Raw genomic sequence first — 21,559 nt, 5'->3', positions numbered from 1 at the left:
GTTACTTTCCACTATCGGCGTCTGCCTGAGGGGCTGCGGAGATCAGTTCCTGAAGCGCTTCCAGGAGGGGTTTCTTGTCGGCGGCCTGCCGGGTTCGGAATCCGGTGTCCAGCGAGTGGCTGCCAAGGGACCAATTGACGACCACCAGGCCGTCCTTTTCTACGAACTTGCCGGCCATGCCGCTTTCCTGGTGGCAACCGGCCAAGGCTTCCTTGGGGATGAAGAGCGGGCCTTTGCCCTGGCGGTCAAAGAGGACGCCTTCGGCATGGACGCTCAGTTCAGCATTGCTCCGGAGTCCGAGGCCATGGACGGCGATCCGGTCAAGCCAGTCCCCCGCCGTCGTCGTAGCCACGTACTGTCCCTCGGCGGTGATCCCTGCCGGGCTGAGCTGCCGGGGAACCTCGGGCAACTGCACGACGCCGGCCTGCCGCCTCAGGCGGTTACGCCAGCCGAGCCACAGCAAAGCGAATATGACGAGGATGATGGACAGGACCGCGAGTCCGGGAAGGATTTTGTCCATCAGTGCCCGCTGCCTGCGCCCGCACCGTCGGTGTACTGGTACGGGGTGTTCAACTGGCCGTCCAGGACCGTGGGGTGTCCCTTGAAGAACGTGGCTACCACCCTTCCGGGAAGTTCCCGGCCGGCGAACGGCGAGTTGCGGCCCATGGTGGCCATCGCTGAGGGATCCACGCGCCAGCGTGCGGCGGGGTCCACAAGCACGATGTTGGCGGGCTCGCCGGCGCGCAGCGGCCGGCCCTGGTCTTCCAAGCGTCCGATTGCCGCTGGAGACGTTGAGGTGACCCGGGCAAAGGCTTCCCAGTCCATAAGTCCGGTTTCGACCATGGTCTGCTGTACCACTGACAGCGCAGTTTCGAGGCCCGTCATGCCCATGGCTGCCTGCGCCCATTCGCATTCCTTGTGCTCGCTGGGGTGCGGCGCATGGTCGGTGCCAACAACGTCGATAGTGCCGTCCGCCAAGCCAGCACGCAGGGCCTGAACGTCTTCGTCCGTGCGCAGCGGCGGGTTGACCTTGTAGACGGGGTCGTAGCTGCGAACCAGTTCGTCGGTGAGCCACAGGTGGTGCGGGGTGACTTCTGCCGTGACGTTGATCCCCCGTGCCTTGGCCCAGCGGATGATTTCCACGGACCCGGCTGTGGATACGTGGCACACGTGGAGCCGAGAGCCGACGTGCTGCGTAAGCAGTACATCGCGGGCGATGATGCTCTCTTCCGCCACTGCGGGCCAGCCGGTTAGGCCCAGGACGGCCGAGACGGCTCCTTCGTTCATCTGGGCGCCGACGGTGAGGCGGGGTTCCTGCGCGTGCTGGGCCACAACGCCGTCGAACGCTTTGACGTACTCCAGGGCGCGGCGCATCAGGACTGGGTCGTGGACGCAGATGCCGTCGTCGGAGAACATCCGGACACGGGCACGGGAATCGGCCATGGCGCCGAGTTCGGCGAGCTGTTCGCCGGCAAGGCCCACCGTGACGGCGCCGACGGGTCGAACGTCAACCCAGCCAGCGTCCCGTCCAAGGCTGTACACCTGCTCAACCACACCTGCCGTGTCCGCCACCGGGTTGCTGTTAGCCATGGCGTGGACGGCGGTGTAGCCGCCCAGTGCCGCGGCGCGCGTCCCGGTTTCCACCGTTTCGGCGTCCTCTCGCCCCGGCTCCCGGAGGTGGGTGTGCACGTCCACCATGCCGGGCAGGGCCACGAGGCCTTCGGCGTCGATGACTTTCACACCCGAGGATCCGGCCGATCCGGACGCGGCGGAACCGACTTCGGCAATCAGGCCCTCACGGATCAGGAGGTCCTGGGCGGCACCGCCAAGGATCGCCGCGCCCCGGATCAGGTAGCTTCCGTTTGCTGCGGCCATTTAGTTGTTCTCCTTGCTTGATGACGGTGCTGAGCTGAGTGACGGGGCTGCTTCGCGGGAATCACCGGAGAGCAGAAGGTACAGGGCGGCCATACGGACGGAAACGCCGTTCCGCACCTGGTCCAGCACGGTGGAACGGGGCGAATCTGCCGCGGACGAAGAAATTTCGAGTCCCCGGTTCATTGGACCGGGATGCATGATGATGGTGTCCTTCAGGCCCAGTTCGTCCAAGGCCTTGAGCCGGGTGTCGTCAAAGCCCCAGCGGCGCGAATACTCGCGCGTTGATGGGAAGAAGGACGCGTTCATCCGCTCCCCTTGGACACGGAGCATCATCATTGCGTCCACACCAGCCTCAAGCGTCGAGTCGAGGTCGTAGCTGACCTTGCAGGGCCAGCTCTCGACGCCGATCGGCAGCAAGGTTGGCGGGGCCACAAGCGTGACGTCGGCGCCAAGCGTCCTGAGGAGCCACACATTGGACCGCGCGACCCTGGAGTGAAGCACATCTCCTGCGATGGCCACCCGCATGCCCTTGAGGGCACTGCCGGTGGAGGCGGTTCCGTTGAGCTTGGACCAATGACGGCGCATGGTGAACGCGTCCAGCAGGGCCTGGGTAGGGTGTTCATGCGTTCCGTCGCCAGCGTTGATAATGGCGGCGTCGATCCAGTCGGTAGCAGCCAGGCGATGCGGTGCGCCGGATGCCCAGTGCCGGATGACGACGGCGTCTGCCCCCATCGCCGCAAGGGTCTGGGCGGTGTCCTTAAGGGACTCGCCCTTTGACACCGACGAACCCTTGGCCGCGAAATTGATGACGTCGGCAGAGAGTCGCTTGGCCGCAGCCTCGAAGGAGATCCGGGTCCGCGTGGAGTCCTCGAAAAAGAGGTTTACCACGGTGCGGCCACGCAGGGCGGGAAGCTTCTTGACCTCACGGTCACCAACCGTGGCCATTTCTTCGGCCGTGTCCAGGATCCCGATGGCATCCTGGATGCTGAGGTTTTCTGTTGAGAGGAGATGCTTCACTGGCCGCCTTCGATCACAACTTCATTGACGGGCTGGCCGTCCACCGTATCCGTCTCCTCCAGGCGCACGCGCACCTTTTCCGAAGACGACGTCGGGAGGTTCTTGCCGACGTGGTCGGCGCGGATTGGCAATTCACGGTGTCCGCGGTCCACTAGGACAGCAAGGCGCACAATGCGCGGGCGGCCGATGTCAACAAGGGCGTCCAGCGCGGCCCGGATGGTGCGGCCCGAATACAGCACGTCATCGATCAGCACAACAACCTTGTTGTCTATGCCGCTGATCGGAAGCTGCGTGGGGTGCGGGGGGCGCGTGGGCTGGTGCGAAAGGTCGTCACGGAACATGGTGACGTCCAGCTGCCCGACAATGGCCTTTGCATTGACGGCTGGATCGGCGGCGGCGATCTTGTGGGCGAGCCGAACGGCCAGTGGATAGCCACGACGCGGAATGCCGAGCAACACCAAGTCCTGGGAACCTTTGTTGGCCTCGAGGATCTCATGGGCGATCCGAGTGAGCGCACGGTCAATGTCCGCCTGGTTGAGCACAACCCTGGACGGCATCTTCGCTGCTGTGACTTCAGTCATCGCTCGTCTCCCCTTTCCCCGCCTCACGGGACGGAATTAAAAAGGAACATTGCTCATCAAAATTACCACACGGCCCATGTCCTGCCCGAGTCGATGGGTGCCGGAGAAACGCGTTCTCCCTCACATGCCGCCAGCGTTGGATTGCTTGCCGCCACCACCCTAGGCTCATGGACATGAGCAACCATGAGCCGGGTTCACCTGGCTGGCCACAATCCGGCGGATATCCACCTCCCGGCATGGGGAACGCCAGCGTCCCGGGATCCAACCCCGCGCACAATCCACGCTGGTTGGGGCACGTCCGGGAGGGGAATTTCCGCCCCGCTCCCGGAAACGCCGCTGGTCCGCCTTCTCCGCTGGTTCCTGCCACGCCTGCTCCGATCCAGGTGCGCGGAGCCATCTGGCCGCTCCTGGCACTGGGTGGCGTGCTGGCGCTTGCCAGCCTCGTGATCGTCGTGCCCTTCCTGCTCAGCAACACCGGGGTGGCGGGCTTTGCCGTTGGCTTTGTTGCTTCGTTGGCGCCCCTCGCGGCGGTGCTCTTCGCTGTTAAGGTGATCGACCGTTGGGAGCCCGAACCGAAGCGGCTCTTATGGTTCTCCTTCAGCTGGGGGGCCGCGGTCTCAATTGCCGGGACTCTGCTGATTCAGCCACTTTTTGCAGCCTTTGCCCCACGAAGCAGCGAGGAAGCGTTCCTTGCCTTCATGGCCACGGTTGAAGCGCCCATCGTCGAAGAGGTGACAAAGTCCCTTGGACTGCTTCTTCTACTGTTCGCAGCCCGGAAATACTTCGACGGGCCAGTGGACGGAATCGTGTTCGCATTCACCATCGCTGGCGGATTCGCGTTCACGGAGAACATTCTGTACTTCGGAAGGGGCATCGCGGAATCAGAAAACTCCGGCGGGGACTTTGTGAGGATCTTTATCCTTCGCGGCATCATGTCGCCATTTGCCCACGCGATTTTCACCGGGACCACGGGCTTGATCATGGGACTCGCAGCCCGTGGCTGGCACCCCGCACGCTCAGTTGTCGCCTTCTTTGTCGGCCTCATTCCGGCCATGATCCTGCATAACCGCTGGAACAGCATGGGAGAGGATTTCCTGACGCAGTACATCCTGGTCCAGGTTCCGGTCTTCCTTTTGGCCGCTGCTGGCATTGTGGGCCTTTTGCTCGCTGAGCGCCGATTGACCAGGCAACGACTCCTGGAGTACGCAGGGGCAGGGTGGTTCACCCCAATGGAAGTGGATATGCTCGCCACCGGTGCAGGGCGGCGGTGGGCGACTGAATGGGCCCGGCGCCGGGGCCGTGGCGCGCAGATGAGGGAGTTCATTCGTACTGCCACGGATTTGGCCTGCACCCGGCAGCGAATCCTCGGCGGCCGGGACGTAGCCGCCCACCAAAACGACGAGGCCCGCCAACTGGCCGTATTGGCTCAGCTGCGGGCCGCCGTCGTTGCCTAGTGCTGGCAGGCGTTGCCTAGTGGTGGCAGGCTTAGGCCAGAAGTGAGGGCTTCAACTGCTGGAGGCGGCCGAGGAGGCCGTTGACGAACGCCGGAGACTCATCCGTGGAAAGGGTCTTGGCGAGGGCAACGGCTTCGCTCACCGCCACGCCATCCGGGATGTCGTCGTTGTAGAGCAGTTCCCACGTTCCGATCCGGAGGATGATGCGGTCCACCCCAGGCATGCGCTCGAGCGTCCAGCCCTGCGCGTAGGTCTGGAGGAATTCATCAATCGTGGACTGCTTCGCCAGCACTCCCTCCACGATTTCCACCGTGTAAGGATTGATGATCTGGTCAGTCTTTTCACGCCGCGACTGTAGGACCTCGAAGACCGAGACGGAACGCTGCTCCGCCTCGAAGAGCACTTCGAGGGCCCTGGTGCGGGCCTTGCCGCGGGCACTCACTAGTCGTTGACCCTGCCCAGGTAGCTGCCATCACGGGTGTCCACCTTGACCTTGGTGCCCTGTTCCACGAACAGCGGTACCTGGATCTCGTAGCCGGTCTCGAGGGTGGCGGGCTTGGTGCCTGCGGACGAGCGGTCGCCCTGGAGGCCAGGCTCGGTGTAGGTGATTTCCAGCACAACGCTCGGAGGAAGTTCGATGTAGAGCGGCGTACCGTCGTGCATCGCGATGTTGACCTGCTGGTTCTCCAGCATGAAGTTGGTTGCGTCACCCACGACCTCACCCGAAACGTGGACCTGGTCGTAGTCCTGGGTGTCCATGAAGACGAAGTCCGCTCCGTCCTGGTACAGGTACTGGTAGTCGCGGCGATCAACCGTGGCGGTCTCGATCTTGAGGCCGGCGTTGAACGTCTTGTCGACAACCTTGCCCGAGAGCACGTTGCGGATCTTGGTGCGGACGAAGGCGCCGCCCTTTCCCGGCTTGACGTGCTGGAACTCGATGACGTTCCAGAGCTGGCCATCCAGCTTCAGGACCGTACCGTTCTTGATGTCGTTAGTGGTTGCCACGCGTATCCTCTGGTTTCTCTGAGACTGGTTACAGCTGCCAGCTGCTATGCCACGCAGGCATGCCGAGGCGGCCGCCAGCCTGTATTTGTCAAAAATCCAGATCTATTCTACCCGCTGGGCGCATGTGCCCGATCCGGCAGCAAATGCAACGCCGCTCAGGAAGCCAGTTCCAGGACGTCCCGGGCGCGTTGCAGAGCCACCGCGGATGAGTAGATCAGGGCTGCATCGGCCGCAGTCGCAACACGCAGGTCAAGTGCCCTGGCGAAAGACTCCGCAGCTGCGGAAACATGGCCGCTGACGTACTGCGCCCTGCCAAGGTACTGGTGGACAACAGCCTCGCGGGGGGTGCCGCTGACTTCGTTTAGCAGCTGGCGGAAAAGTTGCACGGCCCTGTCGAAGCGGTGGGTGGCCCGGTGGATCTCCGCCTCGAAGATACGCAGCCGGAACGATTCCGGATCTTTGATGCGAGCCTCGGCCAAGAGTTCCGCTGCTTCGGACACCTGCCCCTCAAGGAGAAGCACCATAACCCTGTCCGCGTCGTCGGAAGAGGCGGCCAAGGCGTCCTGGCATACGTCTTCGTTGACGATTTGCGGAAGCAGGGTGTCAGGGTTCACCTTTACGCCGGGGAAGCCCGCCGTCGGCCAGTCACTGATTCCGTTGTCCATTGCCGTCATCATGACGCGATCTCCTGGTAGGCAGCAAAGAGCAGGGAGGTGTCCGGCACATCCAGGATGCCCGGCTTCCCGATTCCATCCAGCACAACAAAGCGGAGGAGGTCGCCACGTGACTTCTTGTCCCGCCGCATGCCGTCAAGCAGACCCTGCCAGCGGTCCTTTCGGTAGGTGACCGGAAGCCCAAGCCCTTCCAAAATGTAGCGGTGCCGGTCAGCGTCGGAATCGGAGAGACGGCCCACACTGCGGGCGAGTTCTGCCGCAAACATCATTCCCACAGACACCGCGGCTCCGTGCCGCCAGGAATAGCGTTCCACCAGCTCGATTGCGTGTCCAAGGGTGTGGCCGTAGTTGAGGATCTCGCGCAGCCCGGATTCCTTGAGGTCCTCCGATACCACTTTTGCCTTGACCGCGATGGCCCGCTCGATGAGTTCGCGGACAACTGGCGAAGCGGAATCGGAAACTGCGTCGAAGTCCTTCTCAACCAAGTCAAGGATGATCGGATCGGCGATGAAACCGCACTTGACCACTTCTGCCATGCCTGAGATGAGCTCGTTCCGGGGAAGTGTCTGGAGTGTATCCAAGTCGGCGAGCACAGCTGCCGGAGGGTGGAATGCACCCACGAGGTTCTTGCCTTCAGCTGTGTTGATCCCCGTCTTGCCCCCCACGGCCGCGTCCACCATGCCCAGCAGGCTCGTGGGCATGTGGATGACCCGGACGCCTCGGAGCCATGTTGCCGCCACAAAGCCCGCCAGGTCGGTGACGGCTCCGCCGCCCACGGCGACTATGGCGTCGGAACGCGTAAAGTCGTTCTGCCCCAGGACCTGCCAGCAGAAGGCGGCCACCTGTATGTGCTTTCCTTCTTCTGCATCCGGGATCTCGGCCGTCACCGCTGTGAAGCCGGCGGCCGCAAGTTCATCGCGGACGGTATCTCCCGTCAGCCTGAGCGCACGGGGATGGATCACCAGAACACGCTTGACCCGTTCACCGAGCCGCTCCGGGAGTTGACCCAACAGCCCCCGGCCCACTACGACGTCGTAGTTCTCAGCCGGAGACTGGCCGGTCACCTTGATGACAGTTGCTTCGTCGCTCACTTCTCAACTTCCTGCTTAGCGGCCGCGAATTCACGCAGCCTTCCCTCCAGGAGGAGGCCGATTTCGGGGACCGTGCCCCGACGGACGTCGATCACGATGTTTGCGAGCCGCTCGAAGATTGGGCGGCGGGTCGCATACAGGCTCTCCCAGCGCTGCATGGCGTCCCCCGCAAGCAGGGGCCTGCCGGTGTTTCGGGCAATCCGGTCCGCCACGGTGGCAGAGTCACATTCGAGGTACACCACAGTGCACGAAGCCAGCAGTTGCTGGGTGCCGGAATCCAGGACAGCTCCTCCGCCGAGCGAAATCACCGTCGAGGTGCCCGCAGCATCTTCGATGGCACCGGCGACTGTCCGCGCCTCAATCTCCCGGAATGCGCGTTCACCCCGCCCGGCAAAGATGTCGGCGATACTGCCGTGGTTCTCCACGATGATGACATCGGTATCCACGAACTGCACACCCAACTGGCCAGCCAGCTGCAACCCGATGGCAGACTTGCCCACCGCCATGGGTCCAATGAGCGCGATAGGCCGGCCCAAGCCCAAATCGCCGGTAATACCGCTGGTCACTATCGTCCGACCGAGTCCAGTGTCGGCGGAATGCTCTCCAGGTAGCTGTTCAGGTTACGGGCCGTTTCAGCCACGGAGTCGCCACCGAACTTCTCCGTGACGGCTTCAGCGAGAACCAGCGCAACCATCGCCTCTGCCACCACGCCGGCAGCGGGCACTGCGCAGACATCAGAGCGCTGGTGGTGGGCTTTGGCGGCTTCGCCCGTGCTGACATCAATGGTCTGCAGGGCGCGCGGAACAGTTGCGATCGGCTTCATGGCGGCGCGCACACGAAGGACTTCGCCAATGCTCATGCCGCCTTCAATGCCGCCTGCACGGTTGGTCTTGCGGATGATCTTTCCGGCTTCGTCCTTGACGATCTCGTCGTGCGCGGCGGAACCGCGGCGGGCTGCCGTAAGGAAGCCGTCCCCAACCTCGACGCCCTTGATTGCCTGAATGCCCATGAGTGCAGCGGCAAGTCGTGCATCCAAGCGCCGGTCCCAGTGAACGTAGCTGCCGAGTCCGGGCGGGAGGCCGTATGCAAGGACCTCAACAACGCCTCCGAGCGTCTCGCCCTCTTTGTGCGCAGCATCGACCTCGGCCACCATCGCGTCGGACGTTTCACGGTCGAAGCACCGGAGCGGGTCCGCATCCAGCGCGATGACGTCGCGGGGCTCCGGCAGTGGCCGCCCTTCGGGGACAGTGACGCTGGCAATGGAGACGGTGTGGCTGACCAATTCGATGCCAAGTTGCTTGAGGAACTGCGCAGCAACAGTTCCAAGGGCCACCCGCGTTGCCGTTTCGCGGGCGCTGGCCCGTTCAAGCACCGGACGGGCCTCCGGGAAACCGTACTTCTGCATCCCGGTGAAGTCGGCGTGGCCGGGACGCGGACGGGTCAACGGCGCATTGCGGGCTAGGTCAGCCAGCAGTTCGGGATCCACGGGGTCCGCGGACATGATCTGCTCCCACTTGGGCCACTCGGTATTCCCAACCTGGATGGCAACGGGGCCACCCTGCGTGATTCCGTGCCGGACACCGCCGATGATGGTGACTTCATCCTGTTCGAACTTCATGCGGGCTCCGCGACCATAGCCGAGCCGGCGGCGTGCCAGGGCATCACGAATCTGGCCACTGGTGAGCTCGACACCGGCGGGGACGCCTTCAACAATTCCGACCAGGGACGGCCCATGGGACTCGCCGGCGGTCAACCAACGCAACATATATTCCATCCTGCCATGTACGGCGGTTACAGGACCCGTCGGGGCAGCCCAACTGAGTCGCACATCACATCTATGACGTCCGCGGTGACCTCACCGTCGAGGCCCGCGAAGCGGCGGACCTGCTCAACTGCCTGGTACAGCAGCATCTCGAGTCCGGGGACCACCACTCCCCCGCGTTCCCCCCAGGCTTCCGCAATTTTGCTCGGCCACGGATCGTAGGCGACGTCCAGGAGCACCGCCTGCTCAGCCCGAGACCTCGCAGCAGGAAACGTTGATAGTTCGGCCGCAATGCCGTCAGCCGCACGGGGCGGCAGAGTGGAGATGACGAGGTCGGCGGCAACGGCGGACGCTGCGGCGCCTTCCATCGGCCGAACCTCGATGGGCAGGCCGACGGCGGACGCAGCCGCCTTCGCTTCAGCGGTACGGCTGACATCACGGACGAAGATTTCAGCGCTTGCAGAACCCAATTGGTGGAGGGCCGCGATTGCCGCCGCGGATGTTCCACCACCGCCCAGGATGACAGCATTTGGCTTCGTGCGGACGCCGGCATACCTGACCGCTTCCACAATGCCTTCGACATCGGTGTTGTACCCAATGCGACGAACTCTGGACCCTGAAGTTTCAAAGACGACCGTATTGACGACACCGAGGTGCGCGGCTGCTCCCCTGGCCTCATCGACAGCGCCGAACATGGCCGACTTCAAAGGCATGGTTACGGAAAGCCCGCACCACGAACGGTCAGACTCCAGTTGCTTCATGAAATCCGGCAGCTGCTCAACTGTGACATCAATTGCTGAGTAGCTGATGTCCACCCCGAGCTTGGCATAGGCCGAACCGTGGAGCGCGGGCGACTTCGAATGTCCGATGGGGTGCCCCAGCACCGCCGCTCGTTGGCTCACACGCACCGCCCGGGGTTGGCGCCGCACCATGCGTTGTACTGTTCAACGTACCGGGAGTGCTCAGCGAGCGTCTTGGAGAACTTGGTTTCCTTGGTGTCCAGGTTGATCGTGACCCAATACAGGTAATCATTTGTTGTGGGCTTCGCTGCCGCGTCGATGGCCGTTTTGCCCGGCGAGCCGATAGGGCCGGCCGGAAGACCGGGGTTGGCGTACGTGTTGTAAGGGTTGGACTTGTCCGCCTTCTCAGCCTCGTTGATGTGGAAGCTCTTCCGGCCCAGGCCGTAGGTCACGGTGGCGTCCGACTGGATCAGCCCAGACGTTTCAGTGTTGTTGGGCTTTAGGCGGTTGTAGATGGCACCCGCAACGTTGCCATAGTCAGCCTGGCCACCCTCAGCCTGCACGATGCTGGCCACTGTGATGGTGTCATACTGCTTTGCCGGGTCCGTGATGCCCTGGGCCTTCAGTTCGTCCAAGGTGGTGGTCACAAGCTTCTGCAGGATGTCCTTGGCTGGAGTGCCCAGTGGGAAGCGGTATTCGCCGGGAGAGAGGAAGCCTTCAAGATTCTTCGCTTTTGACGGCACGCCGAATTGGCCGGGCGAATCGCTGAGGGCCTTGAGCTGTTCCAGGGGAATTCCGGATCCCTTGGCGATGGCGTCAAGTGATTCGCCGATGCGCAATCCCGCACTCAGGGCGAAATACATAACCTTGGATGAATCGCGGTTTAGGAGAACGGAGACAGCATCGGAGTTCTTCATTTCTTTGCGGAACTGAAAGTCGCCCGGCGACAGTTCGCCGCCTGCGGCGAGGAACTCCTTGAGGAACGAATCGGCATTTGCCACGACTTTCTGTTCCTCCAACTTGGAAGCAACGAGCTTCGGACCCGCGCCAGGCTGCACCGTGACCGTTACGCTTCCTGTGCCAGGACCGGGATAGTCCGTGACCTTGTCCATGCCCAGCAGTGGCTTGAGGAACTGCGCCCCGACGGCAATGGCGGCTACAAAGACTGCCAACGTCAGCAGAAGTGCAAAGAAACGACGACGGCGACGCACTTTCTTGGATGGCTTGGGGGACGTAGGTACTGCCTCCGAGCCGATCATCACATGGTTGTCGTGCTCAACGTACTCGTGGCCATGATCGTCGTAGTGCAGGCCGTCCTGGTGGGCATAATGGCCGTCTTGGGCATCATCCGTGTGATCCGGCTCGTAGTGGACGGAATCCGCATACTGGGCGGAATCGTCGCCGAAGTTTTCGGGGGCTGCGTGGTCCGCTTCAGGATGGGCGGTCACCTGGGCCGAGGGGTGGAGTATGTCGTGGAATCTCGGCTCCGCAGGTTCCATCGCTTCTACGATGGCCGGGGACGGCTCCTCATTTGGCCGAATGGCTGGCAGAATGCGAGTTCCGTCAATGGCTGGAATTGGATCCGGGTCGGATGCAGGATCTGCTTGCGGCTCCGGCGTGTCCTGGACGGCAGGCTCCTCATGCGCCGACTGCTCCTCGGGCGTGTCCTCGTGGACGACTGGCGGCAAGGCCGGCTCCGGAGGAACGTCCGCTCCAGGGCGGCTTGGGCCGCCGTCGGCAGGGACGGAGTCGACTGGTTCCGGGCCGCGCTGTCCGTCCTCTGGGATGTCCCTTGCCGAACCCCTCGCCGAACCGGCGCTGGAGTTGTGCTGCTCTCCGCTGCGCTCCCCCCGCTGATCCCCGTGATTGCGTTCTTCCGGAGGGCGGCGGGCCGCTGGCTGGTGCTCGACGTCGGCAAAAGCGTACGCAGGTGCCGGAACTACATCCTGGTTCTGCGTTGCCAGGAACCGTTCGCGGGCGCGGAGCTCGCGGCGGGTTAGCGGCAGGCGTCCCGTGGCGACGGTTTCGTCCTGAGAGGGGTCATGGTTGACCGGGCTCACTGTTGACTTCCCCTCGTTGGAGTTGGAGTGTCCGTGTCCGTGCCGTGGTCAGCCGCCCTCGCCGTCGTGGCCTCGGACGCCCCTCGCTGCCCTGTGTCCGCCGGTGCAAGCACCCGGCTGCCGACATCCGCACGTCTGGCTTTCTGCATGTCGATCGCCTGCTGCAGGATTCCGGCAGCGGCAACCTGATCAACCACTTTACGGTGATCGCGGCTGCTCATGCCAGCTTCGTGCAAGCTGCGGTGCGCCGAGACAGTGCTCAGGCGCTCGTCCACAAGGTGGACAGGAATGTCCAGCCCTTGGCGCTCCAGCTCGGCTACCAGCAGTCCAGCGTAGGTGCTGGCCATCAGCGCCGACGCATGTTCCTCACCACGCATGGTGCGCGGCAGGCCGACGAAAATCTGCACAACACCCTCCCCCGCGGCAATTCGCGCGATGAGGCCGATGTCGTAGTTCTTTTTGGCATCCCGCCGCACGGTCTTGAAAGGCGTGGCGAGGATGCCGTCGGGATCGCATATGGCGACGCCGACCCGGACGGTGCCAACGTCTACCCCCAGTTTCCTTCCCCGGGGGTAGACGCCGGCCTGTTCGTTCACATCCACCGCTAGCGCTTGGTAATCGCATCCACGATGGCGGCCAAGGCCGCGGGTACCTGCGACGCATCGGTGCCACCGCCCTGGGCGACATCGTCCTTGCCGCCGCCACCGCCGCCGAGGATGCCTGCCGCTAGGCGGACCAGAGCCCCAGCCTTGACGCCGGCCTCGCGCGCGGCCTCATTTGTGGCTACCAGAATCACGGGCCGATCGTTGCTGACACCCGCCACAGCTACGGTCGCGGCGTCCGAGCCCAGGCGCGAGCGGAGATCAAGGGCCAGACCCCTCAGGTCGTCGGCTCCGCCCACCTGCCCGGCGTCGTGAGCCACGACGCGCACGCCCGCGGCATCCTTTGCCGTGCCGGCAAGGCTGGCAGCGGCAGCTGACAGCTGCTCCTTGCGCAGCCGCTCCAGTTCCTTCTCGGTGGTCTTGAGCTTTGCCAGGGTTGCGGCGATGCGATCAGCAAGCTGACCGGACGGCACCTTCAACATTTCGGTCAGTTCGGTGACCAGTGCGCGCTCCGCCGCCAGGTGGCGGAACGCGTCAAGGCCAACGAACGCCTCGACGCGGCGGTTGCCAGAGCCAACCGACTGCTCACCGAGCAGGGAGAGGCTACCGATGAGTGAGGTGTTGGACACGTGCGTGCCACCACAGAGCTCGCGCGACCACGCGCCGTCGATCTCCACGACCCGCACCTCATTGCCATAGTTCTCGCCGAAGAGGGCCATGGCGCCGAGCGCTTTGGCTTCCGCCAAGGGCATAACCCGGGTTCCCACCTGGAAGTTGTTCCGGATGGCGATGTTGGAAACCTCTTCGATCTCCGATTTGGTAGCAGGGCTCAAGCCCTCGCCCCAGGCGAAGTCAAAGCGAAGGTAGCCCGCCTTGTTGTAGGAACCGCGCTGGGTGGCCTCCGGGCCCAGGATCTGCCGCAGGGCGGCATGCACGATGTGCGTACCGGTGTGGGCCTGTTCGGCGGCGTGGCGACGTTCACGGTCGACGGCGGCACGCACCAGCGCGTCGGTGGCGATTTCGCCTTCCCGGACAATCGCCTTGTGAACGCTGAGGCCCTTGACGGGACGTTGGACATCGAGGACCTCGACGACGAATCCGTCGCCGGTGATCAGGCCGGTGTCGGCGGACTGACCACCGGCTTCGGCGTAGAACGGGGTTTCCGCAAGGACAAGCTCAACCTCGTCCCCGGTGGCAGCCTGGGCCAGGCGCTGGCCGTTGCGCAGTATTCCACGGACCCTGGACTCGCTCTCCAGTTCGGTGTAGCCCGTGAAGATCGTCTCGCCCTCTGCCAGGAACTCCTGGAAAACGGTGGTGTCGACGTGGCCGCCCTTCTTGGCCTTGGCGTCGGCCTGGGCGCGCTTGCGCTGCTCCTGCATGAGGCTGCGGAAGCCTGCTTCATCCACCTTCAGTCCGGCCTCTTCGGCCATTTCCAAGGTCAGGTCGATCGGGAAACCATATGTGTCGTGAAGGGTGAAGGCATCTTCGCCGGACAGCGGCTGGCCGGCAGCCTTGGAGGCAACCACAGCCTCTTCAAGACGGGCCGTGCCGGAGGCAATGGTCCGCAGGAAGGCCTTCTCTTCGGCGTAGGCAATGCGGCTGATCCGGTCAAAGTCGGTTTCCACCACCGGGTAAACGCCCTTCATGGCGTCCCGCGATGCAGGCAGCAACTGGGGCAGGCAGGCCTGTTCGACGCCGAGGAGCCGCATGGCACGCACGGAGCGACGGATCAGGCGGCGAAGGACATAGCCGCGACCTTCGTTCGAGGGCACCACACCGTCGGCGATCAGCATGAGGGCCGAACGGATGTGGTCGGCCACAACTCGCATGCGCACGTCGTCGGTATGGTGCGGGTCGTCGTCGGTTTCCGCGGAGGTGTACTCCTTGCCGGAGAGCGCGGCAGCCTTGTCGATGACGGGACGGACCTGGTCCGTCTCATACATGTTCTCCACGCCCTGCAGGATCATGGCAAGCCGTTCCATGCCCAGGCCGGTGTCGATGTTCTTCTTGGGCAGCTCGCCCACCGTGTCGAAGTCCACCTTGGAGCGCACGTTCTCGATCTGGTACTGCATAAAGACCAAGTTCCAGATTTCGACATAGCGGTTGTCGTCGGCTTCCGGGCCACCTTCAATGCCATAGGCGGGGCCGCGGTCGTAGTAAATCTCGGAACACGGGCCGGCAGGACCGGGCTGCCCCGTGTGCCAGTAGTTGTCCGACTTGCCCATGCGCTGGATGCGGCTGGCGGGAATGGAGGTGTTCTTTAGCCAGAGTTCCTGGGCTTCGTCATCCTCTTCGTAGACGGTGACCCACAGCTTCTCTGGCTCGAGTCCATAGCCGCCATCCTCGACGCCGGACGTCAACAGTTCGAAGGCGAACTTGATGGCGTCTTCCTTGAAGTAGTCCCCAAAGGAGAAGTTCCCGCACATCTGGAAGAACGTACCGTGGCGGGCTGTCTTGCCCACTTCCTCGATGTCACCGGTACGGATGCACTTCTGGACGCTGGTGGCGCGGGTGTAGGGAGGCACTTCGCGGGCAGTCAGGTACGGGATGAAGGGAACCATGCCGGCAACGGTGAACAGCAGTGACGGGTCGCTGGATACGAGCGACGCAGAGGGCACCGCGGTGTGGCCTTTGCTGACAAAAAAGTCCACCCAGCGTTTTGTGATCTCCTGCGACTTCATTGGATGTCTACTTACCCTTCCAGATTCACTGCACAAGTCTTTGTGCGCAGCACGCTTGATACCGTACTGCAGCTTCTCATTCTGCCTTGATTGCGGTCCCCTGCGCGAACCGCGGCCCGTTAGCGGCGGCTCTTCGCCTGTTCCGTCATTCCTGCCTCGGCAATCCCCAAAGCCGTACGCAGATCGTCCTCGCGTTCATGCATCCCGGCCCGTACAGCGTCGGCAAAGTCGTAAATCCCATCTGCCAGCCGCGCCACCGCCCTGTTAAGGCCGTCCGGTCCCAGTGCCGCACGTGCCTCGGTGACTTTGCGAAAGGCGATGATCCCAATCGCTACTCCGATTCCCATCCAGACGATTCTCTTCATGTTCCGACCTTCTCAACGATCAGCGGCTGCGCCGGCCAGTGGAGGGCTTGCGGCGCGTGGACAAAGCGGTGCGGACGCCATAGCTGAAGGCCGCCACTTTGATAAGCGGCGAGCCGAGGGTTGCTGCCACCAGTGAGGACAAGGCAGAGATGTTTGCCGACGCGTCGGAGACGTTGGAGGCGATCCCGTCCACCTTCTTGAGCTGTTGGTTGGTGGTGGAAACAGTCGCCGTCACTTCATCCATCAAAGGCGTGGCGCCGTCGCTGATTGAACGAATCGACTTCCTGACCTCATCAAACACGCCTCCGAGCTTGAGGATCGGCACGGCCAGCAGCAGGACAAGGAGCGCGAAAACACCCGCTGCGATGAGACCAGCGATATCGCCACCAGACATGTCCAACCAACTCCTTGATTCATTGCGGTCACTGAACTACAGCACGTGGAGCATCCCGGGCCCTCGGGCCGCGCACCCGCAGACCCCACCCAAGTACCTTACATACAAAGAAGCCCGCGGCGTGTGCCACGGGCTTCTTTGGAACGCCGCTGGGATTTAGCGAGCGTAGAATTCGACGACGAGCTGCTCTTCGCAGGTCACGGGGATCTCGGAGCGCTTCGGGCGGCGAACCAGGCGGGCCTGGAGGGCCTCCAGTTTCACGTCCAGGTAGGCCGGAACCTGGGGCAGGACATCGCGGTGCGCACCGGCTGCTGCCACCTGGAACGGAGCCATGGTCTCGCTGCGGCTGTGAACGTGGACCAGCTGGCCTTCGGAAACGCGGAAAGACGGGCGGTCAACGCGGACACCGTCAACCAGGATGTGGCGGTGCACAACCAGCTGGCGGGCCTGGGCGATGGTGCGGGCGAAGCCTGCACGCAGCACGAGGGCGTCAAGGCGCATTTCGAGCAGCTCGATGAGGTTTTCACCGGTCAGGCCCTTGGTGCGGCGTGCTTCCTCGAAGGCACGGGTCATCTGTGCCTCGCGGATACCGTACTGGGCGCGCAGACGCTGCTTCTCGCGAAGACGAACGGCGTAGTCAGAGTCCTGCTTCTTGCGGGCGCGGCCGTGTTCACCGGGGCCGTACGGACGGCGCTCCATGTACTTGGCGGCCTTGGGGGTCAGAGCAATGCCGAGCGAACGCGAAAGGCGCGCGGTCCGGCGAGCACGAGTGTTGTTAGCCACTTGTGTCCTTCCAATTTTGCGGTGTATCAGTGTTCCTGGCCTCCAGATGGGAGAGCGTTGGCCAACCGCTGCCTCTCGCTACTGAACCCGTGGCACAGCGCACCGCCAAAGAAATCTTCGGGGATTGTGTGCCGGGCCCATGCCAGACAAGCGTCAATCTTACCACGGGCGTCAGCCACTCCCGCAGCACTAGCCGCCGCGCACGATCCGTCGAAGCTTTTCCAGCCTTGCTGCAATCTCCCGTTCAGCACCGTTGGCCGTGGGCTGGTAATAATCCCTTCCTACCAGGTCATCAGGCGGGTACTGCTGCGCGGCCACCCCATGCGGCGCATCATGGGCATAGACGTAGCCCGCACCGTGGCCCAACTGCTTGGCGCCCTGGTAATGGGCGTCGCGAAGGTGGGCTGGAATGCCCGTACCCAGTCCAGACCTGACGTCCGCAATGGCGCTGTTGATGCCCATGTACGCCGCGTTCGACTTTGGCGCAGTGGCAAGGTGGACCACGGCCTCCGCCAAAACGATCCGACCCTCCGGCATACCAATGAGCTGTACAGCCTGGGCGGCAGCGACGGCTGTCTGCAGGGCAGTGGGATCCGCCATCCCTACGTCTTCCGCCGCGGAGATGACGATCCGGCGCGCAACGAACCGGGGGTCCTCCCCCGCCTCCAGCATTCTTGCAAGGTAGTGGAGGGCAGCGTCCACGTCGGAGCCACGGATCGATTTGATGAAAGCGCTGGCCACGTCATAATGCTGGTCGCCGGCACGGTCATAACGGACGGCCGCGACGTCGAGGGCCCGCTCGGTGTGCCGAAGCTCGAGGGTGACCGGAGCCAGCGACACACCGGCAGAGTCTGTGTCGGCAACTGCTTCACTGCCGCCGTCGGACGCTTCACCAAAAGCGACGCCGGCCGCGGCCTCCAGTGCCGTAAGCGCCCGTCGGGCGTCGCCGCCCGACATCCGCACCAGGTGATCAAGGGCTTCGGGACTCAATTCAGCCCGGCCGCCCAGCCCGCGCGGGTCCTCGGCTGCTCGTTGGAGGAGCCCTTCAATGTCGTCGTCGGTCAACGGCTTCAGGGTGAGCAGGAGTGACCGGGACAGCAGTGGTGAGACCACGGAAAACGAAGGGTTCTCCGTGGTCGCCGCCACAAGTACCACCCAGCGATTCTCAACACCCGGAAGGAGGGCGTCTTGCTGGGCTTTGTTGAACCGATGGATCTCATCGAGGAAGAGGACTGTGGTGGTCCGGTAAAGGTCCCGAGCCGTGAGCGCTTCCTCCATGACCCGCCGAACATCCTTGACGCCTGCGGTGATGGCGGACAGTTCCACGAACTTGCGGCCCGGTCCACGGGCAATGACGTGCGCCAGGGTGGTTTTGCCGGTTCCGGGAGGACCCCACAGGATGACGGAGCTAGGACCTGCCGGGCTGCCGGCGTCGGCTCCAGCGGCAAGTTGCCTCAGCGGTGACCCTTGTCCCAGCAAATGTTGCTGCCCAACAACTTCGTCCAATGACCGGGGACGCATACGGACCGCCAGCGGACTGCGGGGAGACACCCTGCCTCCGGGTTGTCCGGTGCGGCGGGAGTCCTGGCCGCCATCGGCCTCGTCGTCTCCGCCTGCTGAATCGGCATCGCTGGCGCCAAAGAGATCTTCCACAATGTCACGATTCTACTGGCAGTACTGGAGAGCCAACTGACGCCGCCTAGCAGCCGCCCAACGCCCTCCGCAGCGGCGCCTGCCGATACCGGTAGCGTCCACGCTCGCGGAAGCCTTCAGCCTCGTACAGCGCCTTGGCTCCATGGTTGCCTGCCGTCACTAGGAGCCAGTACGCCTCAATTCCTCGCAAACGGCCTTCATCCACGAGGGCGCGCAGGACCGTGGTTCCGTGCCCCTGCCTTCGCCGCTCGCGGCGTGTCGCCATGCAGTACAGCCCACCCCACGCGCCTACCAAGGCGAGGCGTCCGACGGCGGCCGGTTCGCCGTCGTCGTCCCTCACCAGGGCGTAAACCGCTTGACAGTCAGTCAGGATGAGCCGGGCGACGGCCTTCTCGTAGTCTCCTCCGCGTCCATCGATCGACCACCAGAGCTGCATCCACTCATCGTCCGGCGCTTCGGAGAGCTCCACAGAGCCGCCGATATTGGCCGCTGCCCGCGTGTACTCGCCAGGCAAGGAGTCGGCGCCGCCGTGGCGAGCCAAAATCAGCGTCTCGCTCTGCGTCGTGAAGCGCTGCTCGTCCAGCAGCCGGCCCAAGTCCGCCTGCCTGGGATCATCGAAGACCTGGAAAATCACTGGCAGGCGTCGCTGGCGATACCACTCCGCGGCTTCACGAAGCGCCTGCCGCGGATCAGCGGCTGGCTCGCGAAGCCAAATGGAATTAGCGCGCTGGGTCACGCCACCGGCTGCGCGGAATACCCATGCCCCTGTGTCATAGCGGTCGGGGGCCGGCCACGCATGGTCCATCAGTACGTCGAAGCCGCCGGGACCTCCGAGCCCGGTCATGATCGCATCCACTTCCTCGGTCAGTCATTCAAAAAGCACGAGGCCCCCGCACGATAACGGGGGCCCGTTCAAGGTTTCCCAGGGATCGCCACGTATGTCCTACACGTGCGCCCCCTGATACATCTATGCGCTTGCTTCAGCCTTCTGGTCCGCGACCGGCTTCTGCGCGGCCTGCTTAACCTCTGGCTTAGCGTCCACTCCGGCCTCTTTGCGCTGCTGCGCAGTGATTGGTGCCGGGGCAGCGGTCAGCGGGTCGAAGCCTCCGCCCGTCTTCGGGAAAGCGATGACTTCGCGAATCGACTCCACTCCCGCCAGCAGGGCCACCACACGGTCCCAACCGAAGGCAATGCCGCCGTGCGGCGGAGCCCCATACTTGAAGCCTTCAAGGAGGAAGCCGAACTTTTCCTGGGCTTCCTCGTGGCCGATGCCCATCACCTTAAAGACGCGCTCCTGGACATCGCTCTGGTGGATACGGATGGAGCCACCACCGATCTCGTTGCCGTTGCACACAATGTCATAGGCATAGGCCAAGGCGTTTTCCGGATCCTGGTCGAAGGTGTCCAGGTACTCCGGCTTCGGTGACGTAAAGGCGTGGTGCACGGCCGTCCATGCGGAGTAGCCAAGCGCAACGTCACCCGACTCGGTGGCCTGGGCCGACGGTTCGAACAGCGGTGCGTCCACGATCCACACGAACGCCCAATCGTTCGGGTTGATGAGCCCTGTCCGGTGCCCGATTTCGACGCGTGCAGCACCCAGGAGGCCACGCGAGGCGCCCCGTTCACCGGCGGCGAAGAAGATGCAGTCGCCGGGGGCGGCACCGACGGCGGCGGGAAGGCCCGCGCGCTCGGCTTCGGTCAGGTTCTTGGCCACGGGACCGGCCAGTTCGCCGTCTTCCTTGTAGAGGACGTAGGCCAGGCCCTTGGCACCGCGCTGCTTGGCCCACTCCTGCCAGGCATCGAGCGTGCGACGCGGCTGGGAGGCACCACCGGGCATCACTACGGCGCCTACATAGGGAGCTTTGAACACACCAAAGGTGGTGTCCTTGAAGAACTCCGTGAGATCCGTCAGTTCCAGCCCAAAACGAAGGTCAGGCTTGTCGGAGCCGTACTTGTCCATCGCCTCTGCATAGGTCATGCGGCGGATCGGCGTGGGAACTTCGACGTCGATGAGCTTCCAGAGAGTAGAGACGATCCGCTCACCGAGGCCGATGATATCGTCCTGCTCCACGAAGCTGGCCTCGAGGTCGAGCTGGGTGAATTCCGGCTGGCGGTCGGCACGGAAGTCCTCGTCTCGGTAGCAGCGAGCTATCTGGTAGTACTTCTCGATACCGCCAACCTGCAGCAGCTGCTTGAACAGCTGGGGTGACTGCGGCAGTGCGTACCACGATCCCGGCGCCAGGCGTGCCGGAACCAGGAAGTCGCGGGCGCCTTCCGGCGTCGAACGCGTCAGGGTGGGCGTCTCGACCTCGATGAATCCCTCGGTGTGGAGCAGTTCACGCGCAACGCGGTTGGCTTCAGAACGCAGGCGCATGGCACGTGCCGGGCCGGGGCGGCGCAGATCGAGGTAGCGGTGCTTGAGTCGGGCTTCTTCGCCAACCTCAACGTGCTCGTCCACCTGGAACGGGAGCGCATCGGAGGTGTTCAGGACCACAACTTTCTCGGCCATGACCTCGATCTCGCCTGTGGCGAGATGCGGGTTCTCGTTGCCTTCCGGCCGCTTGCTGACGGTTCCCGTAACCTGCAGGACGAACTCGTTGCGAAGCCCGTGGAAGACCTCTTCCTCGCGGACCACGATCTGCGCCACACCGGAAGCGTCCCTGAGGTCCACGAAGGCAACACCGCCATGGTCGCGGCGGCGACCTACCCAGCCGGCCAGGGTAACGGTTTCTCCAATGTGCTCGGGCCGCAGGGATCCGAGGTCATGTGTGCGCAGCACAGCATTCCTTTCAGCATGATGTTCAACGGAGCGTCGCAGGACG

Annotated in this window: 21 protein-coding genes; 1 reads left to right on the top strand and 20 read right to left on the bottom strand. The window is 63.7% G+C overall.

Annotated features, from left to right (window positions below; all coding sequences use genetic code 11):
- Nucleotide 1 precedes the first annotated feature (1 nt).
- The 4 genes from LD110_RS00860 to pyrR are packed head-to-tail and all read right to left on the bottom strand — an operon-like array spanning nt 2 to nt 3,473.
- Nucleotides 2-520 carry a hypothetical protein gene (locus LD110_RS00860; RefSeq protein WP_225495672.1) on the bottom strand — a complete coding sequence of 173 codons (519 nt, stop codon included), beginning with the start codon at nt 518-520 and terminating at the stop codon, nt 2-4.
- Nucleotides 520-1,875, bottom strand: a complete 1,356-nt coding sequence (locus LD110_RS00855) for a dihydroorotase (RefSeq protein ID WP_225495670.1) — start codon at nt 1,873-1,875, stop codon at nt 520-522. Before LD110_RS00855 ends, LD110_RS00860 begins: the two co-directional genes overlap by 1 nt.
- Nucleotides 1,876-2,892: an aspartate carbamoyltransferase catalytic subunit gene (locus tag LD110_RS00850; RefSeq protein ID WP_225495668.1), complete on the bottom strand. Its 1,017-nt coding sequence runs from the start codon at nt 2,890-2,892 to the stop codon at nt 1,876-1,878.
- On the bottom strand, nt 2,889-3,473 hold the full coding sequence (pyrR, locus tag LD110_RS00845; RefSeq protein ID WP_225495666.1) for a bifunctional pyr operon transcriptional regulator/uracil phosphoribosyltransferase PyrR: 585 nt from the start codon (nt 3,471-3,473) through the stop codon (nt 2,889-2,891). Before pyrR ends, LD110_RS00850 begins: the two co-directional genes overlap by 4 nt.
- A 173-nt stretch (nt 3,474-3,646) precedes the next feature.
- Here pyrR and LD110_RS00840 point away from each other — a divergent pair, with 173 nt between their 5' ends.
- On the top strand, nt 3,647-4,927 hold the full coding sequence (locus LD110_RS00840) for a PrsW family intramembrane metalloprotease (RefSeq protein WP_374200289.1): 1,281 nt from the start codon (nt 3,647-3,649) through the stop codon (nt 4,925-4,927).
- Nucleotides 4,928-4,958: 31 nt separating this feature from the next.
- On the opposite strand, the gene nusB is transcribed toward LD110_RS00840, so the two are convergent.
- The 16 genes from nusB to aspS all read right to left on the bottom strand — a co-directional run bounded on the left by nusB (nt 4,959) and on the right by aspS (nt 21,516).
- Nucleotides 4,959-5,369, bottom strand: coding sequence for a transcription antitermination factor NusB (gene nusB, locus LD110_RS00835; protein ID WP_225495664.1), 411 nt, complete (start codon nt 5,367-5,369; stop codon nt 4,959-4,961).
- Nucleotides 5,369-5,932: an elongation factor P gene (gene efp, locus LD110_RS00830; RefSeq protein ID WP_225495662.1), complete on the bottom strand. Its 564-nt coding sequence runs from the start codon at nt 5,930-5,932 to the stop codon at nt 5,369-5,371. Before efp ends, nusB begins: the two co-directional genes overlap by 1 nt.
- Before the next feature lie 155 nt (nt 5,933-6,087).
- The gene (locus LD110_RS00825) at nt 6,088-6,606 is read right to left on the bottom strand and encodes a tetratricopeptide repeat protein (RefSeq protein ID WP_374200297.1); all 519 of its coding nucleotides are present in this window, start codon (nt 6,604-6,606) and stop codon (nt 6,088-6,090) included.
- The gene (aroB, locus tag LD110_RS00820) at nt 6,606-7,697 is read right to left on the bottom strand and encodes a 3-dehydroquinate synthase (protein WP_225495660.1); all 1,092 of its coding nucleotides are present in this window, start codon (nt 7,695-7,697) and stop codon (nt 6,606-6,608) included. Before aroB ends, LD110_RS00825 begins: the two co-directional genes overlap by 1 nt.
- Nucleotides 7,694-8,203: a shikimate kinase gene (locus LD110_RS00815; protein WP_225496392.1), complete on the bottom strand. Its 510-nt coding sequence runs from the start codon at nt 8,201-8,203 to the stop codon at nt 7,694-7,696. Before LD110_RS00815 ends, aroB begins: the two co-directional genes overlap by 4 nt.
- Nucleotides 8,204-8,262: 59 nt before the next feature.
- Nucleotides 8,263-9,462 carry a chorismate synthase gene (aroC, locus tag LD110_RS00810; protein WP_225495659.1) on the bottom strand — a complete coding sequence of 400 codons (1,200 nt, stop codon included), beginning with the start codon at nt 9,460-9,462 and terminating at the stop codon, nt 8,263-8,265.
- A 26-nt stretch (nt 9,463-9,488) separates the two neighbouring features.
- Nucleotides 9,489-10,361: a shikimate dehydrogenase gene (locus tag LD110_RS00805; protein ID WP_225495658.1), complete on the bottom strand. Its 873-nt coding sequence runs from the start codon at nt 10,359-10,361 to the stop codon at nt 9,489-9,491.
- Entirely contained in the window at nt 10,358-12,259 is a 1,902-nt protein-coding gene (mltG, locus tag LD110_RS00800) for an endolytic transglycosylase MltG (RefSeq protein WP_225495657.1), read from the bottom strand. Before mltG ends, LD110_RS00805 begins: the two co-directional genes overlap by 4 nt.
- On the bottom strand, nt 12,256-12,861 hold the full coding sequence (gene ruvX, locus LD110_RS00795) for a Holliday junction resolvase RuvX (protein ID WP_225495656.1): 606 nt from the start codon (nt 12,859-12,861) through the stop codon (nt 12,256-12,258). The genes mltG and ruvX overlap by 4 nt, the downstream gene beginning before the upstream one ends.
- 2 nt (nt 12,862-12,863) lie before the next feature.
- The gene (gene alaS / locus LD110_RS00790; RefSeq protein WP_225495655.1) at nt 12,864-15,542 is read right to left on the bottom strand and encodes an alanine--tRNA ligase; all 2,679 of its coding nucleotides are present in this window, start codon (nt 15,540-15,542) and stop codon (nt 12,864-12,866) included.
- Nucleotides 15,543-15,661: 119 nt separating this feature from the next.
- The gene (locus tag LD110_RS00785) at nt 15,662-15,907 is read right to left on the bottom strand and encodes a DUF6167 family protein (RefSeq protein WP_225495654.1); all 246 of its coding nucleotides are present in this window, start codon (nt 15,905-15,907) and stop codon (nt 15,662-15,664) included.
- A gap of 19 nt (nt 15,908-15,926) precedes the next feature.
- Nucleotides 15,927-16,301: a DUF948 domain-containing protein gene (locus tag LD110_RS00780; RefSeq protein WP_225495653.1), complete on the bottom strand. Its 375-nt coding sequence runs from the start codon at nt 16,299-16,301 to the stop codon at nt 15,927-15,929.
- A 156-nt stretch (nt 16,302-16,457) separates the two neighbouring features.
- Nucleotides 16,458-17,084 (bottom strand): 30S ribosomal protein S4, encoded by a 627-nt coding sequence (rpsD, locus tag LD110_RS00775; RefSeq protein WP_225495652.1) that lies wholly within the window; start codon nt 17,082-17,084, stop codon nt 16,458-16,460.
- A gap of 189 nt (nt 17,085-17,273) precedes the next feature.
- A complete protein-coding gene (locus tag LD110_RS00770; protein ID WP_225495650.1) occupies nt 17,274-18,737 on the bottom strand; it encodes a replication-associated recombination protein A in 1,464 nt (487 codons plus the stop codon).
- 46 nt (nt 18,738-18,783) lie between these two features.
- Nucleotides 18,784-19,581, bottom strand: coding sequence for a GNAT family N-acetyltransferase (locus tag LD110_RS00765; protein ID WP_225495649.1), 798 nt, complete (start codon nt 19,579-19,581; stop codon nt 18,784-18,786).
- Nucleotides 19,582-19,704: 123 nt separating this feature from the next.
- Nucleotides 19,705-21,516 (bottom strand): aspartate--tRNA ligase, encoded by a 1,812-nt coding sequence (aspS, locus tag LD110_RS00760; protein ID WP_225495647.1) that lies wholly within the window; start codon nt 21,514-21,516, stop codon nt 19,705-19,707.
- Nucleotides 21,517-21,559 lie beyond the last annotated feature (43 nt).

This window comes from Arthrobacter sp. M4 (assembly GCF_020251205.1).
In the GTDB taxonomy this organism is placed as follows: Bacteria; Actinomycetota; Actinomycetes; order Actinomycetales; family Micrococcaceae; genus Arthrobacter.
This window is presented reverse-complemented; position numbering and strand designations above follow the sequence as displayed.

What these genes read in the sequence shown, in the direction of transcription:
- LD110_RS00860 (WP_225495672.1), bottom strand. Translation starts at nt 520, where the DNA reads ATGGACAAAATCCTTCCCGGACTCGCGGTCCTGTCCATCATCCTCGTC.
- LD110_RS00855 (WP_225495670.1), bottom strand. Translation starts at nt 1,875, where the DNA reads ATGGCCGCAGCAAACGGAAGCTACCTGATCCGGGGCGCGGCGATCCTT.
- pyrR (WP_225495666.1), bottom strand. Translation starts at nt 3,473, where the DNA reads ATGACTGAAGTCACAGCAGCGAAGATGCCGTCCAGGGTTGTGCTCAAC.
- LD110_RS00840 (WP_374200289.1), top strand. Translation starts at nt 3,647, where the DNA reads ATGAGCAACCATGAGCCGGGTTCACCTGGCTGGCCACAATCCGGCGGA.
- LD110_RS00825 (WP_374200297.1), bottom strand. Translation starts at nt 6,606, where the DNA reads ATGACGGCAATGGACAACGGAATCAGTGACTGGCCGACGGCGGGCTTC.
- LD110_RS00815 (WP_225496392.1), bottom strand. Translation starts at nt 8,203, where the DNA reads ATGGCGGTGGGCAAGTCTGCCATCGGGTTGCAGCTGGCTGGCCAGTTG.
- aroC (WP_225495659.1), bottom strand. Translation starts at nt 9,462, where the DNA reads ATGTTGCGTTGGTTGACCGCCGGCGAGTCCCATGGGCCGTCCCTGGTC.
- alaS (WP_225495655.1), bottom strand. Translation starts at nt 15,542, where the DNA reads ATGAAGTCGCAGGAGATCACAAAACGCTGGGTGGACTTTTTTGTCAGC.
- LD110_RS00785 (WP_225495654.1), bottom strand. Translation starts at nt 15,907, where the DNA reads ATGAAGAGAATCGTCTGGATGGGAATCGGAGTAGCGATTGGGATCATC.
- LD110_RS00780 (WP_225495653.1), bottom strand. Translation starts at nt 16,301, where the DNA reads ATGTCTGGTGGCGATATCGCTGGTCTCATCGCAGCGGGTGTTTTCGCG.
- LD110_RS00765 (WP_225495649.1), bottom strand. Translation starts at nt 19,581, where the DNA reads ATGACCGGGCTCGGAGGTCCCGGCGGCTTCGACGTACTGATGGACCAT.